The sequence below is a fragment of the Candidatus Baltobacteraceae bacterium genome, assembly GCA_036559195.1.
Classification (GTDB): domain Bacteria; phylum Vulcanimicrobiota; class Vulcanimicrobiia; order Vulcanimicrobiales; family Vulcanimicrobiaceae; genus JALYTZ01.
In genome coordinates, this window is sequence record DATBTN010000043.1 from 35,304 (window position 1) to 51,278 (window position 15,975).

General features: G+C 64.1%; 10 protein-coding genes. All 10 read right to left on the reverse strand.

Going from position 1 to position 15,975, the window contains the following annotated elements; translation table 11 throughout:
- Positions 1-19: 19 nt before the first annotated feature.
- On the reverse strand, positions 20-1,519 hold the full coding sequence (locus tag VIG32_05505) for a PLP-dependent aminotransferase family protein (protein ID HEY8297459.1): 1,500 nt from the start codon (positions 1,517-1,519) through the stop codon (positions 20-22).
- Complete coding sequence (locus tag VIG32_05510) at positions 1,494-2,186, reverse strand: response regulator transcription factor (protein ID HEY8297460.1); 693 nt, start codon at positions 2,184-2,186, stop codon at positions 1,494-1,496. Before VIG32_05510 ends, VIG32_05505 begins: the two co-directional genes overlap by 26 nt.
- Positions 2,187-2,195: 9 nt before the next feature.
- Positions 2,196-3,638, reverse strand: a complete 1,443-nt coding sequence (locus VIG32_05515) for an NAD-dependent malic enzyme (GenBank protein HEY8297461.1) — start codon at positions 3,636-3,638, stop codon at positions 2,196-2,198.
- Between the two features lie 50 nt (positions 3,639-3,688).
- The gene (locus VIG32_05520) at positions 3,689-5,041 is read right to left on the reverse strand and encodes a TldD/PmbA family protein (GenBank protein ID HEY8297462.1); all 1,353 of its coding nucleotides are present in this window, start codon (positions 5,039-5,041) and stop codon (positions 3,689-3,691) included.
- Positions 5,031-6,425 carry a metallopeptidase TldD-related protein gene (locus tag VIG32_05525; GenBank protein ID HEY8297463.1) on the reverse strand — a complete coding sequence of 465 codons (1,395 nt, stop codon included), beginning with the start codon at positions 6,423-6,425 and terminating at the stop codon, positions 5,031-5,033. Before VIG32_05525 ends, VIG32_05520 begins: the two co-directional genes overlap by 11 nt.
- Positions 6,426-6,443: 18 nt before the next feature.
- Positions 6,444-7,823: a D-alanyl-D-alanine carboxypeptidase/D-alanyl-D-alanine-endopeptidase gene (gene dacB / locus VIG32_05530; GenBank protein ID HEY8297464.1), complete on the reverse strand. Its 1,380-nt coding sequence runs from the start codon at positions 7,821-7,823 to the stop codon at positions 6,444-6,446.
- 103 nt (positions 7,824-7,926) lie between these two features.
- On the reverse strand, positions 7,927-10,476 hold the full coding sequence (locus VIG32_05535) for a M1 family metallopeptidase (GenBank protein ID HEY8297465.1): 2,550 nt from the start codon (positions 10,474-10,476) through the stop codon (positions 7,927-7,929).
- Positions 10,473-11,228, reverse strand: a complete 756-nt coding sequence (locus tag VIG32_05540; GenBank protein ID HEY8297466.1) for an SDR family oxidoreductase — start codon at positions 11,226-11,228, stop codon at positions 10,473-10,475. Before VIG32_05540 ends, VIG32_05535 begins: the two co-directional genes overlap by 4 nt.
- 101 nt (positions 11,229-11,329) lie before the next feature.
- The gene (locus VIG32_05545) at positions 11,330-12,385 is read right to left on the reverse strand and encodes a copper amine oxidase N-terminal domain-containing protein (GenBank protein HEY8297467.1); all 1,056 of its coding nucleotides are present in this window, start codon (positions 12,383-12,385) and stop codon (positions 11,330-11,332) included.
- Between the two features lie 116 nt (positions 12,386-12,501).
- A complete protein-coding gene (locus tag VIG32_05550; protein HEY8297468.1) occupies positions 12,502-15,957 on the reverse strand; it encodes an efflux RND transporter permease subunit in 3,456 nt (1,151 codons plus the stop codon).
- Between the last annotated feature and the right edge of the window lie 18 nt (positions 15,958-15,975).

The window sequence follows — 15,975 nt, forward strand, 5'->3', positions numbered from 1 at the left end:
TACGGACGGCCGCCGAGGGTTACCTTCTCGAGATTAAGCCCGTCTTATGCAGCGCCGAGTCGAGGCGTGCGATGCCTTCGCGCGCCCGATCTTGCGGTAGATGACCGAACGACAAACGGATTGCAGGCGGCCCCTGACGCGTGGGATACGACGTCTCGGCCGGCATCACCAGAACGCCTTCGCGCGCGCATTCCTCGAATGCGGCTTGAGTCGAAACGCGCGGGGGCAACGGAAGCCAGACGTTCATGCCGGCGGCCGGCGATCGAACCTCGGTCCACGATACCGTCTGCGCCAGCGCATCGATAAACGCGTCGCGCCGATCGCGATAGAGCCCCCGCGCTTGGCGCAAATGGCGCGCGTATCCGGGACCGCTCATAAAGCGCCACAGCGCGCGCTGGGTGAGCGTCGACGTAAACACGTCGGTTCGCGCCTTCGCGAGTTCGAGCGCGTCGGCGAGCGCGCCCTTACAGTAGAGATACCCGATGCGCAACGCCGGAAAGATCGACTTCGAGAGGCTCTCCATCGCAATGACGCGGCCGTCGGTATCGTATGACGCTAGCGGCGGCGGCGCGGCGGCGTCGTACGTCAATTGCCAGCCCGTTTGGTCCTCTAGGACGACGACGTCGTAGCGCCGCGCGAGCGCTACGATTTGTTTGGCACGCCGCGGGGGCAGGACCGCACCGGTCGGATTCTGCGCGATCGGATTGACGTAGAGCAAACGCGGACGATACTCGCTAAAGACGCGTTCGACGTCGTCGGGGCGCACGCCGTCGACGTCGCTTGCCACTTCCACGTACGTAACGCCGCGCGCATCGAAGACGCCGAGCGTGCCGGAATAGGTCGGGCTCTCGGCGGCGACGACGCTGCGCGCTTCGAGCAGCACGGTCGCGACCAAATCGGCGGCCTGCTGCGCGCCCGAGCACACCAGGATGTCCTCGGGTTCCGCCGCGCATCCACGCGCGCGTAAGTGCGACGCCAACGTCTCGCAAAGATCTCGATCGCCGGTGGTCGCCCGGTACTGCATCAATTCGGCGGGATCGTCGAGCAGCGTTCGGTGAAAAGCGCGGCCGAAATCGTGTAGTGGAAACGTCTCGGGCGCCGGGTGACCGGTCGCGAGGGTGATCGCACCGGGAACCGTCGCTCGCGTGAGCTGCTCCATCACGCCTTCCATCCGCTCCGCGCGCGCGAAGCGGCCAACGTCGGGCTCCCAACGCCGCGCGAAGGGCTGAGTCTGATCGGGCAGCTGCGCCACGAACGTGCCCTTCCCGACGCGCGACGTGACCCGGCTGCGCGCGGTCAGCAGTTCGTAGGCTTGCGAGACGGTCACGAGCGCGCAGTCGAGTGCGCGCGCAAGCTCGCGCATCGCCGGCAATCGATCCCCCGGATGTAGCCGCTGCGATTCGATCGCATCGACGAGTTGATCGGCAATTTGAACGTAGAGCGGTCGCGGGTCGTTCGGCTCGAGGACGACGCCCAGCTGCGCCGGGGTCGGGCTACTTCGAGTCGAGTCGATAGCCAATTCCGCGCACGCTCGCGATCTCGACCGGCGCGTCGATCTCGCTTAACTTCTTGCGCAGCGCCGCGATGTGCACGTCGACCACGCGGGTCGGCACGCCCGACGTATCGTTCCACACGTGTTCGAGGATCTGCGCGCGCGTCAGCAGCCGGCCCTCGGCCTCCGCCAAGAACCACACCAGTCGAAATTCGAGCGCCGTGAGCGTGACCTGCTGGCCGTCGTTGTTGAGCGTGTGAAAATCGCGAACGAGGCGTGCGGATCCGATTTGCAGGACCCCGTCTTCATCTTTCTTTTGCAGCAACTTGTCGCGCCGCCGTAGAAACGACGCGATGCGCGCCACCAGTTCGTTGCCCGAAAACGGCTTCGTAATGTAGTCGTCGGCGCCGAGCCCGAGCCCGAGCAGCACGTCTTGCTCGCGCGAGTGCCCGCTGACCATCAGCACGAATGCGTTGGTCGTGGTCGCGAGCGACGTGCACACGTCGAGGCCGGAGATATCGGGCAGGCCCACGTCGAGAATGACGATATCCGGCTTGTAGCTCTCCGCAAGCTCCAGCCCTTCGGCTCCCGTGCCGGTCACTTTTACTTCGTAGTCCGAGCGCTCGAGGACGGTCTTTTCGAGCAATTGGATATCTTCGTCGTCCTCGATTACCAGAATGCGAGCCAACGCCATAGGGACTCCTTACGCTGAGGTCGTGATGTCTTCCCCTTCGGACAGGACCAGCGTTCGGCGCGCGACCCCCTCATCGACCGCGGCCTGCGCGACGGCTCTGGCCACCGCATCCACGACCCGCGTATCGAAGACGCTCGGAATGATATACTCGGCATTGCGTTCGTCGTCGGTGACGATCGACGCGATCGCGTGAGCCGCAGCGAGTTTCATCTTCTCGGTGATGCGGCTCGCGCGCGCGTCGAGCGCGCCGCGAAAGATTCCCGGAAACGCCAGCAGGTTGTTGACTTGATTGGGGAAATCGGAGCGGCCGGTCGCGATCACCGCAACGTACGGCGCGGCCACGTCGGGCATGATCTCCGGCGTTGGGTTCGCCATCGCGAACACGATCGGATCGCGCGCCATCTGCTCGATATCTTGCGCCTGCAAGATGCCCGGTGCCGAGACGCCGATGAAAACGTCGGTCCCCTTCAGGACGTCGTGCAGCGATCCGCGCCGGTTTTCGCGGTTGGTGTTCTCTGCCAGCCAGCGCCAGTGCGAGTTCTCGTAGCGATCGTCGCGATTGAGGGCGCCCGCGCGATCGACCGGAATCACGTCGCGGACGCCGGCCTCAAGCAGCATCTTGATCGTCGCGGTACCCGCGGCGCCGCTCCCGGAGACGACGACCTGCAGATCTTCGAGCCGCTTACCGACAACGGCCGCCGCATTGATGAGCGCCGCCATGATCACCACGGCCGTGCCGTGCTGATCGTCGTGCATCACGGGAATGTCGAGCGCCTCGATCAGCCGCCGTTCGACCTCGAAGCAGCGCGGTGCCGAGATATCTTCGAGGTTGATGCCGCCGAAAACCGGTGCGATTCGAATGACGGTCTCGACGATTTCGTCGACGTCCTTCGTGTCCAAGCAGATCGGAAAGGCGTCGATGCCCGCAAACTGTTTGAAGAGCATCGCCTTGCCCTCCATAACCGGCAACGCCCCGAGCGGACCGATATCGCCCAACCCAAGCACCGCCGTGCCGTCGGAGATAACCGCGACGGTGTTGCGTTTGATGGAGAGCTGGAACGCCTTGCTCGGGTCGGCGGCGATCGCCATCGAAACGCGCGCGACGCCGGGTGTGTACACGGTCGAGAGATCCTGCCGCGTCTTGACCGGGATCTTCGGTTCGATCCGAATCTTGCCCCCGAGATGAGCGAGAAACGTGCTGTCGGAGACGCTGATGACGCGTACGCCCTCGATCGATTCCACGGCCTCGCGGACGCTCTTTCCGACGACGTCGGATGTAACGTTTACCGTGAAGTCGCGCACGACGTGGGTCTTCGTGACCGAGCGCATGTCGACCGCGGCGATCACGCCGCCGGCATCGCCGATGGCCGACGCCAGCTGCCCGAAGGCTCCGGGACTATTCGACATCTCGATGCGCATGATGAGCGTGAAACTAATAGAAACCTGTGGCACCGCTAGTAGGTTCAAGGGCGCCCGAACCGAGCCTCCCTCGTCAAAAGGGCTTAGCTGCCGCTGATCGTCATTTCGGCTACGCGGAACGACGGGGAGACGACGGGGCCATCGAAGCGGAGGTCGTCGGCGACGGCGTCGATGCCGGCCAGCATCTCCGTGAAGGTGCTCGCGATCGTGAACTCGTCGATCGGGTAAGCGAGTTCGCCATTCTCGATCGCGAAGCCGCGCGCGCCGCGGCTGTAAATGCCGCTCGCGTGCTCGGTTGCAAAGCCGATCGTATCGAGCACGAGCACGCCGCGTTTGGTGCGGGCGATCACTTGATCGAGCGCCCAGGTTCCCGATTCCAAATAGAAGTTGTTCGGGCCGATGCTTCCGCCGCTCGCGTTGCCCGTACTCGCGGCGCCGAGTTTGCGGGCGTAGTACGTGTCGTACAGCAGCGTGCGCAAGGTTCCGCGTTCGAACACCGAGGTGCGCCGCGTCGGGACGCCTTCGCCGTCGAACGGCGAGCTTCCGAGCAATCCCGGGAGCGTGCCGTCGTCGACGATGGTGACGAACGGGCTGCCGATCGTCTCGCCCACGCGCTCGCCGAGCCACGAATTTCCAATCGCGACGTTCGAGGCGCAGAGTGCGGCGAAGAGATCGGAGAGCACCGCCGCCGCGACGTCGCGTTCGAAGATCACCGGCATCCGCCCGGTCTGCGGTTTGCGGGCGCCGAAGAGTTCCACCGTACGGCGCACGGCCATTCGCGCGACGTCCTCGAGCGATTCCAGCTCGCGCAGTCCGCGCCCGGCGGTGCCGTAGGCGCCGGTCCGTTTTGCTTCGCCATCGCGCGCGACCGGACTGCTCGAACGCGAGACGCGCGTCGAACGATAGGCGCCGGCAAAGCCGAACGAGTTGGCGAGCGCCGTCGTCGTGACGCCGTCGCCGTAGTGCGACCCGTTACTATTTTCTATCCGCGGATCGGCCTCGCGAATCAGTCGCTCGAGCTGCAGCGCCTCATCGACCTTGCTCTGCGCGTCGCGGCCGACGATATCGTCGGCGTACAACTCCAGATCCACGCGTCCGTATGGATCCAAATCGCCGGGCTGCGGGAGACCGCCGAACTCGTCGTTCGCAACGTGGCGCGCCTGGGCGACCGTTTCCGCGATCGCCGCTCGCAGATGCTCGGAATCGAAATCGGTGGTACCGAGCGTCGCTTTGCGCCCGTCGACAAACACGCGCACCTGCAGCGATTTCCCGGTCGACTGCTCGAGTTTGGTAATCGTTCGATCGCGCGCCTCGGTCGAGAAGCGATCGCCGATCGAGAGCGTTGCGTCGGCTTGCGAAGCCCCTGCGGCAATCGCAATCCGCACCGCGTCGCGCGCGTAGTCGACGGCGCCGGCGGCATCGAGGCTACTCGACATTCGAGCCTCCGATCGTCACCGCCGAGATCTTGACCGTCGGCATGCCGACGCCGACGGGAACGTATTGGCCGCCCTTACCGCACGTATAGTGGCGGTTCGCGAGGCGGCTGTCGTTGCCGACGGCCACAACCTTCGTCATGACTTCGGGTCCGTTCCCCACGATGGTTGCGTTTTTAAGCGGTGCGGTAATCTTGCCGTTTTCGATGAGGTACCCTTCGGCAACCATGAAGACGAAATCGCCCTTGCTGATCTCCACTTGACCGCCGGCAAAGGACTTCGCATAGATACCGCGCTTCGTCGAGGCGAGAATTTCCTCGACGGTCGATTCGCCGCTGGGCATGTAGGTGTTGCACATGCGCGGCTGCGGCATGACGCGAAACGATTGGCGCCGTCCGCTCCCCGTCGATCCGGTCCCCATCAACACGCCGTTGAGATGGTCTTGCATGTACCCCCGCAAGATGCCGTTCTCCACGAGCACCTTGTGCGCGCCGGGCGTGCCCTCGTCGTCGACCGCCAAACTTCCGCGCTCTTCGGGCAGATTGCCGTCGTCGTAAATGGTTACCAGTTCGCTCGCGACACGTTCGCCCACGCGGCCGCTGTAAAGTGACACGCCCTGACGGTTGAAATCCGACTCGAGGCCGTGGCCGACAGCTTCGTGCAGCAGCACGCCGCCGCCGCCCGATCCCACGACCATCGCCATCTCGCCGGCCGGCGCGGGAATCGCCTCCAGATTGGTCGTGGAGATGCGTGCGGCGTCGAGCGCTAGCGACTCCGGCGTTCGATCGTCGTAGTACGCGATCGACGTGCGGCCGCCGTCGCCGACGTACCCGTAGCCGCGCTCGCCGTTCTTGTTCGATACCACCTGCACGCCGAGCGAGATGAGCGGCCGGTGATCGTGCACGAAGCGACCGTCGCTGGTCGCGATCCAGACGTCCTGCAACTCGTCGCTGATCGTCGCGTTCACTGCCGAAACGTGCGGATCGAACCCGCGTGCCGCGATATCGGCCCGCTCCAACAGCTTAACGTAGGCCTCCGACGGCGCGTGCGTGACGCGTAGCGCGTCGTAAAGGGGAGCAACGCTTTGCGCGGCGATGCGAACGCTGCGCGTACGCGCGGAAGGATCGCGGGCGATCAGCGATGCAACTTCGGCGGCCTTCACGAGAGCGTCGAAGGAGAGATCGTCGGAATATCCGTAGCCGGCCGACTCGCCGACGATCACGCGAATGCCCACGCCTTGCGTGATCGACAAACCGCTTTCATGAATCGAGCCCGATTGCAATCGAAATGACGTCGCGGTGCGGCGTTCGCAGAAAACGTCGGCGTAATCGCCGCCGCGCCCTAGCGCCGTAGCAAGCAGACGCTCCAAAATCTCAGGTTCGAGCATACGGCTCCCGAGTTTGGTTCAAAACTCCGAAAGCCTGTCGATGGCCGCGACGATCGCTGCGTCCGGATCGCCCGGCGAGCCGTTGACGATGAAGGCGAAGCTCAGTCGCCCATGGTGACGCGTGTTGACGTAGCCCGCAAGCGAGGAGGCGCCGAAGATATGCCCGCTCTTCGCACGCACCCGGCCGAGCGCGGTCGTGAACCCGTAGTGTTTGAGGGTACCGTCGAAACCGCCGCGCGGAAGCAGCAGGTAGAGCGGGTTGCCGAGCGGATCTTGCTGCTCGTATGACAGAATCGTCGCGAGCGTTAGCGCGGCCACCCGATTGGCGTGAGCGAGTCCGCTGCCGTCGACGAGATGCAGGCCGGGCGTCGGTACGCCGCTAGCGTGAAGGAAGTTGCGCTCCGCCGCCAGACCGTTCGCGTCGGTCGCCGCGGCGCCGTCGAGTCCGCCGGCCACGCGCATCAACTGTTCCGCATAGTGATTGTCGGAATGGAACAGCATGTCGGCAACCAAATCGCGCAGCGGGGCCGATCGATGGTCCCACAAAACGAGCGTACGCAGCGGAGCCGTTCCCGTATGCGGGCGCGCGCCGACGGAGATGCCGCGTGCCTCGAACAGTTGCGATACGACGGAGCCGACGTACTGCGGTATCCCGTGAACGGGCACCCAGAACTTTTCGGTTACGCCCGGCGGGATCGCACCGCTTGCGATAAACTGATTCGGCGTCTGGGTCGCCGCAATGATGACGTCGTCGGCGCCCGAGTTGCTGGTGACGATCGATCCGCTGTAGTGCACGGAAGCGCTGTGGGGGTCGATCGCAATGCGCGCCGCGCCTCCCGGCGCGGTTCCGGTGATATCGAATTCAACGGTGTCTTCGTCGAGCGAGATTCCGCTGGTAGCGGCTTCGAAGTCTTCGTTCGCGTCGTCGGCGTTCCACAGCGGGTTGATCTCCTCACCGGCGATCGCACTGCCGTCGACGACGATCGAGCCCTCGATATGGCGCAGACCTTGCTGCGCTAAGAGTTTCACCCCGCCGCGCAGGTCGGGGCTGCGCAGCGACGGGTCGCCCGAGCCGACGACCCAGAGGTCGCCCTCGAGCCGGCCGTTAGCCGGCCGGCCGCTCGCGGCATAGAGCGTGTGAAAGCGATACTCCGGCCCCAAATCGTCGAGCGCCGTCGCCGCGACGACGAGCTTGAGCACCGACGCGGGCATCGCGGCCGCGCGCGCCCGATCGTCGTAGAGCGTCTTGCCGCCCTGCGATAGCACGGCGCAGCTCCACGCCGCCGCACCGTTGGTACCGCGGTCGAGCGCGCCGCGCAGCGCGCGATGCAACGCGTCGCGCTGCGTCCGCGTCCAGGCGGGTGCCGCCGTGACGGTGACTCGCGCCGGCGTCGCCACCGCAACGCGAGGTGCTCGCGCTGCCCCGCCGCCGCGTCGGTGAAGCAGCAGTACGGCGACGATTGCGAGTACGGCGACGAGGAGGGCGAGAACCGTTAGGCGTTTACGTCCGCGCGAGCGTCTCGATCTGTTCCTGAATCTTGCGCTGTTCTTCACGTAATGTATCGAGATCGCTCCGTAGTCCGGTTACTTGTGCTGGAACGTGCTGCGCTTCACGCACGCGAATCGCGGCTTCGGTAGCGCTTCTGCGGATACGCCCGTCGAACGCGCTTTGCGCGAGCCGATCGAGCGGCCCGAGCAGGCGTTTGTCGCCCGTATGCTCCGCGGCGGCGATCGCCGAAATCGCGACTAAGAACATCGGGTCGTCGAGCAGCTGCGCGATCGCCTCAACGGCGCGCGCGCGTTCGCCATCCTGCAGTTCCGCCACGCGTCCGAGCGCGGCGATCGCCGCGCGTCGCAGCGCCTCTTCGCGACCCAGAGCGGTCGCATCGATCAGCGCGCCGGTCGCGCGCGGATCGGCGAGATCGCCGAGCCCGCGAGCCGCCCCCGATTCGATGACGCCGTTCCAGCTCGACGTTTGGAGCGCGTCGCGCAGAACGTCGTACGCCCTTGCATCGCGCGTCCTACCGAGCGCGTGCAGCGCGGAGGCCTGCACGAAGTACGATTCGTCGTCGCGGGCGAGCGGTAGGAGCGCGGTCGCTGCGTCCGCATCTTTAAACGTACCGAGCGCCGCGGCGGCGGCGCGGCGCACCTTCGGGTGCCGATGCGCGAGCGCGCCGATCAGCATCGCGCGAGCCCAGGGCGCGTGCGTCCCGGCGAGAGCGCTTGCAATTTCGTCCAAGACGCCCCAAAACGGTTCGCGTTCGAACGCCGCCGCAAGCGCCGCTCGCGCCGGCTGCGAAGCGTCTTTGGCGAGTTCCCGGGCCGCGCGGATGCGCGCCACGATATCGGCGTCGCCCTGCAGCGTTGCGGCCGCGTAGTCCACACCCAGTTTGTAGGTTACGCTCCCGAGAATGTAGGCTCCGGGGTCGATGCGTACGAGTTTTGGTTCGCGATCGAGCGGAACGGTAAACGTCTCGTGCGCGCGCTCGACACGCACCCGAACGCGTTTCTCGCCGGCGAGCGGCTCGCCGCCGAAATCGGTTGCGGGCCGTTCGGGCAAATCGAACGCAAAGCCGAGATCGAGATCGAAGCGATAGGCGGGGTTTTCCTCGTCGACCTTCTGAACCTGATCGATAGTGATAGTTGCCGCCCGGCGTTTGGCGTCCCATTTTACGCCGTACTCGAGTTCGGGATGACCGCCGCGCATCACCCACTGATCGAAAAATTCGCGCAGGTTGCGGCCCGTCGAATTCTCGATCGCGCGGATCAGATCGATCGTCTCGACGTTGCGCTCCGCGTTGTCCTTTACGTAGCGCGCGATCGCGCGCCAGAAACGTGCCTGGCCGAGCTCGCCGCGAAGCATGTGCAGGACGGCACCGCCCTTCTCGTAGAGGTGGCGGTCGAAGAGTTCGATCGGATCGCGGAACCGATTGCAGACGATCGGGCGGCGATAACGATCGCCGTCTTCGTGCAAATAGCGAGCGACGCAGCCGAAGATGTCGTAAAGGTATTCGTCGTAGCCGAGATCCGCTTCGCGAAAGACGGCCTCGAAATAGGTCGCGAACCCTTCGTTGAGCCACGCCTGCGACCAGTCGCGGCACGTCAGCAGATCGCCGAACCATTGATGCGCGAGTTCGTGCGAGACCAGCGGGTCGCTCGAGAAATCGAGGTGCGCTTTTGCGTCGTGCAGCGTGCGGTCGGTCTGCGTGGTCGCCGAGGTGTTCTCCATGCCGCCAAAGATGAAGTCGCCGACCGCGATCTGCGAATACCGTTCGTAGGGATACGGCGTGCCGATCTTACGTTCGAAGACTTCGATCATCTTAGGCGTCTTGCCGAAGGCGCGCTCGCCGTCGCCCTCGCGCCCGGGCAGCACGTAATAGTAGACCGGTTTTGGCGCCTGCGTCTGCAGCACTTCGACAAACGGTCCGACCACGAGGGTCACCAGATACGTCGAATGCGGAACGTTCTGCTCGTAGCGAAAGATCGTGTTCTCGCCGTCGTCGCGGCGTTCCGCGAGCTTGCCGTTGGAGAGCGCGAACTGGCCCTTGGGAACGACGATCGTCGCCGAGGTCGTTTGTTTTTCGTGCGGGTAATCCAAGCACGGGAACCAGTAGCGCGCGTTCTCGTCTTGGCTCTGCGTCCACGCGTGTTTGACTTTATTCGGGTACGCCTCGCTCGGCGCGACGAAAAAGAGGCCGTGGCGCGGTTTGTCGGCTTCGTAGGCGATTGCGAACGTCGCTCGTTCTCCCGCGCGAATCGCCGGGTCGAACGCGATATCGAGCGTACCGTTGCGGCGCGTAAAGGACTGCGGCTTTCCGTCGCGCTCGACCGAAACGATCGTGAGGTCGATTGCGTCGAGCGACAGGCGAGCGACGCTTTCATCCAGCGCGCGCACCGTCGTCGTGCAGGTCCCGGCCAGCCGCCGCGCATCGAGATCGGGCGTCAAATGAAGGTCGATGTGTTCGACATCGACCTGCTTATCGGGACCGTATTGCGCGCGAGCACCCGGCAGCGCGAACGCGCGATGCGCGCTGGTTTCGTCGTTGATCATGGCGGTGGGGCGTTTCGCTCGTAGGGTTCGATCAACCCCCCGGTCACATTGAGCACGGCGCCGTTGACGAAATCGTTCTCGGCGGCGATGAAGAACTGAACGGCCCGCGCGATATCTTCCCACGTCCCGGGGCGGCCGCGCGGGTTCGCCGCGCTTTGCTCTAACGCTTCGGCCCGGCTTAGCGACTTCTCACGAATATCGCCGGGTTCGATGACGTTGACCGTGATGCCGCGGCGGCCTTCCTCCAGAGCGAGGGTCCGGGCGAACGCGACGACGCCTGCCTTGGCGGCCAGATGCAGCGCGAGCCCGCGAGCGGGCCGCGTCGTCTGCGAACCGTTCATACCGAAAAAGACGAGGCGGCCAAAATGCGCCGCGCGCATGTGCGGGAGCACCGCCGCGGCCGCTTGCACCGCGCTGCGCAAATTGCCGTCGATCATCGCGTGGTACTCCGCCATCGTGCTGCGCTCGAATCGAGCGATGCTCATGGGCCCCACCGCGTGGACGAGTGCGTCGAAGCCGCCGCGCCCGGCCACGATCCGCGCGAGCGTCTCCGCGACGAGTTGCTCGCCGGCGAGGAAATCGAGTTCGTAGGCTTCGGCGGCGCCGCCCGCATCGCGAATGAGTTCCAGCGTGCGCTCCGGCGGCGTGCCCCCCGGCCGGAAGGTTAACGTCAGCTCGTGACCGTCGCGCACCAGCGCGACGGCGATGCCCTGCGCCAGTCCGGCGGCGGCGCCCGTCAGTAAGACTCGCATGCGCTCGTCGTTTCACGCACCGCTCGCCTTGGCCTTGAAGCGAAACGGCGCCGGGATTCCCCAGCGCCGTTTCGACCTACGGCTCGGCCGATAGATCGCTTTTACGTGGAATAGAGTACGGGAAGCTCGGCGGCTGCGCCGTCGGGCGATTGCGATTGGATCAGGACGCGCACTTGGCCGCCGCCGAAAGCGTTGACTTGAACCTGCTGGCTGAAGCGCCCGTTCGCATCCGCAGTCGTATCGACTTGGAAGCTGCCGGTTCCGATCGGGATCGGGCCGAGATTGGCGACGCCCGTTGCGATAATGTGCACTTTCGAATTGGGCAGCGTCGTTCCGCGCAGCGTAAAGCTGCTGCCGACCTTCGTTCCGGCGCCGGGGGAGGTTAGGTGAACGAAGTTTTGCGAGACGCCGTTTTGGGTGCTAAAGCTCCATTGACGATCGAAGCCGGCGCCGGCCGCCGTGGTGCCCGTGAGATGCACCGTGTGCGATCCCGAGCTGAGCATATTGCGCGGCGTAAAATAGAACGCCGTGCCGCCGCCGTTGAGGTAGACATCCTGCGTCACCTCGCGATTATCCAGAAATACGTGGAGGGAATCGCGGTTGATCGGCTCGCTGAAATCGGCGCTGATGCGCGGCTGCAGCGTGTTGGAGTGCGTGTTCGGCCGGCGATTCTCGAGCCGGAAGGATGCGTTGCTTACCGGCGCCGGATTTGAAGACGTGCTGCTGTTGCCGTTGCCGTTGATGTAGACCGTGTGCGAACCGTAGTTGTAATTGACCGTCGCTCCGAGCGCCTGTGCGACGAAGCGCAGCGGCACGAGCGTGCGCGCTCCCACGAGAAACGGCGCTTGATCGAGGTAGGCGGTTTGCCCGTTGACCGTCGCCTGGTTGGAACCGATGTGGAGGGCGACGCTGCGCCCGTTGCCTTGCGCGTTGATCTCGCCGTTGGCGTAGACGACGCTCGCTCCCAAGCGTTCGAAAACACCGCGCAGCGGTACGAAGACTCGCCCGGCGCGTTCGATCGGGGGCTGATCGAACGTCACGGTCGATCCGTTAACGACGATTGGAATGGCGGCCGCAGCGGCGGGGCCGATCGCGACGAAACCGATTGCGAGTGCGAACGTAAGCGCACCGCAAATCAGCCGTTTGTATAAATGCATGGTGGTTGATCTCTCCTCCGAGTCCAAGTAGTAGGTGGGGTTCGCAGAAACACTTACCCAAAAATAACGAGCAAGCGGTGTAGCCACCGCTTGCTCGCTTGGAGGCGGCCGAATCGTTAGTGCTGCGCGGCAGGTTCGAGGGGCTGGAGTTCGGCTTTAACCGCTTTGCGATCCGCCCGGCGTTCGAGCGCGCCCATCCACGTGTTGTAAATCATCGGCACGAGAAAGAGTGTGAGAACGAGCGAACTCGTGAGACCGCCGATGATGACCGTGCCGATGGCTTGCCGCCACTCGCCGCCTTCGGCATATCCCAACGCGAGCGGCAGCATGCCGAAGATCATTGCCGCCGTCGTCATGACGATGGGCCGAAAACGTGTTCCGGCCGCTTGCAAGACCGCATCGCGAACCCGTATGCCGCGCTTGCAGAGCGTGTTGGAGTAATCGACGAGCAGGATGCCGTTCTTCGCGACCAATCCGAAGAGCATGACGATTCCAAGCATCGAGATGATGTTGAGCGACTGTGCCTGGCCGCCCGGCAACCGGCCCATCACCGCCAGGAAGATCAGCGCGCCGATGATCGCGAGCGGCACGGAGAACATCACGATGAACGGTTCGAGGAACGATCCGTAGAGAATGACCATGAGCATGTAGATGAGCAAGAACGAGGTGACGAGCGCGATGCCCATGTTTTTAAAGGTCTCGACCATGTACTGCGAGTTGCCTTCGGGCTTGAGGCTGACGCCTTCGGGCAAGAAGCCCGGCTCTGCGAGTTTCTTTTCGAGCGGTCCCGAGACCTGACCGAGCGAGTAGCCGGGTAGAATGTCGCCAAGCACGTTGACGACGCGCTGACGGTTCATGCGTTCGATCTTCGTCGGCGCTTTGGTCCAAACGAAGGTTGCGAGCGTACCCAGCGGCACGAGCGTTCCATCCTGCGCCCGGACGCGCACGTTCTTGAGATCTTCGACCGTGTTGCGATCCGCACTCGGGAACTGCACGCGAACGTCGACTAGACCCGTTGAGGTTCGCACTTTGGTCGCGACCGCACCGTCGACCGCGATGCGCGCCACGTTGGCGACGTCGGCCGGATTCACGCCGAGCACCGCACACTTCGCGCGATCGACATCGACGTTGAGGCGCGGCGCGCCGGCTTCGGCGCTCGTCTGCACGTTGACCGATCCCTTGAGCGTACGCAGATAGCTTGCGACCTTTTCAGCCGCCGGACCGATTTGATCGTCGGGACCGGTGAGCGCGTAAAAGATCGCCGAGCCGTTTCCGCTGTCGCCGGCTACCTCGAATTGCGCGCCCGGAACCAGATACACGAGTTTGCGAATTTGATCGCTGGCTCGATTCGTATCCTTGATGTGGTTGTCGTCCATCTGCGCGTTGAGCGTCGCGTAGTTGCCGCCGGTCACGCTGCCGTGACCCGACTGTTTGCGTCCAACGGTCGAGCTGACCGACTTTATGCCGTCGATCTGCATCGCCGCCTTTTCGAGGCGCACGACGTATTTGTTGGTGGTAGCGATCGGGGTGCCGGGCGGATAGGTCACGGTCATCCCGATGGAGCCGTCTTGCTGCGCGGGAACGAAGTCCGTGCTGATACCGCCGAGCAGCACCATAGCTCCGCAGAGAATCGCCGGCAGAACGAGCGTGACGATCGTGAGCGGGCGTTTCGTGCCGAGCGAGGCGAAGCCGCGTTTCTTGCCGGCGAATCTGCGCAGCGCGAATGCGATCGCATAGGTCAGGACCGTAGCGGCCACGATTCCGATATCGATGCCGATGGTCGTTTGCCCCGCGCCCATGGCAAGCGAAAGGGCATTGAAAAATAGCACGGCGCAAACGAACACGACGAAGGTGCCGTGCTCGAGCGCGAACGGCAGCGCTTTGTGGCGGTACCACCCGAGTACGGCGTCGTAGCGGTGTACGAATGCGTTGAGGACTAGCAGTGCGACGATGAAGACGCCCGCCGTGCTGAGCAGGTACCACCCGGTAACGGTGCCCACGCCGAAGAGCACGACCGACAAGGTGAACAAGATGGCGTCGAGCAGACGGTTGTCGAGTGCCTTGAGCCATTTGGGCGGCGCTTCGGAGCGCTTGATGACGCTCCAGCGCGCGGCGAGCAACGGCGTTAGCGTGAACGAGACGAGCAGCGAAAACAGCGTCGCGATCACGACGACGGCCGCGAACTCCTTGAGGTACGCGCCGACGATTCCAGGCAAGAACGCGATCGGCAGGAACACGATCACATCGACCATCGTAATGGCGATCGCCGCGCTGCCGATCTCGGTGCGCCCCGTAATGGCCGCGTTCATCGGATCTAAGCCTAAGTCTCGATGCCGCGTAATATTTTCCAGGACGACGATCGAGTCGTCGACCAGAATGCCGATGATGAGCGAGAGGCCCATCATCGAGAGCGAATCGATGTGGAAACCGAAGAGCCGCATGAGGATGAACGTGGCGAGAATCGATGTCGGAATCGCCAGGAATACGACGACCGCGTTGCGCCACGCATGCAGGAAAAGCAGCATCACGATCGCCGTGAGGAAGATGCCCTCGAGCAGCGATTGCCCCACGCCCCAGAGACTCTTGGCCGTATAATCGGCCGGCGCGTCGATCTCGTGGAACTTCAGCTGCGGAAATTTCGCCTCGATCGTAGCCATTTGGGCGCGGGCGGTTTGGGTCGACTTGATCTGATCGGCACCGAGCGTGGGATTGATGGCCATATACACGCGCGGCTGCCCGTTGAAGTGCGATATCGAACGCATCTCGACGTGTCCGTCTTCCACGGAGGCGACGTCGCCGACGTGCATGCTCTTGTTCGACGAGCCGGGCACCATCAGCGGGATGCCGAGAATGTCCGTCGCTTGATCGATGTAGGAGTGAATCGCAACGGTGCCTTCTTGCGTAGGCTGGGTCATGATGCCGCCGGGGACGTTGATGTTATTGGCCGCGACGGCGCCGAATACGTCGCCGAGCGTCGCGTTTGCGCCGACCAGCCGCGTGGGATTCGGACGAACGAGAAATTCGCGATCCGCCGTTCCGCGAACGTCCACGGACTGAACGTTGGGAATCTGCTGCACGAGCGGCGTGACCTGGTTGTTCACCATGTCGGCGATTTGGGTTTGACTCAGCGACTTCGAACTTATCGCGACGTCGAGCAACGGCGGTTCCGACTGTCCCTCTTTGGTGACGTCGGGCGGATTGAGGTCGCTCGGCATGTACGTGCGGGCGATGTCGACGCGGCGCTGCACGTCGATCGCGGCGAGATTGAGATCGGTGCCCATCTTGAAGATGACGACGACCGCCGCGCTGCCTTCCTGTGCGGTGGCGTCGAGTTCGTCGAGGTTTTCAAGGCCGGTCATCTGGTCTTCGATCGGCTTGATGACCATGCGCTCCATGTCTTGCGGCGACGCCCCCGGGTAGCCGGCGAAGACGACGACGACCGGAAAATCCGTGCCGGGCGGATTGGAGCTACGGCCGAGCTGCGTAAACGAGATCAGGCCGAAAATCACGAGCGCGGCGAACACCATAGTGGTGATCACCCAACGGTTGATAGCAAAACGGGTCAGCCACACGATATCAAACTCCTGGGG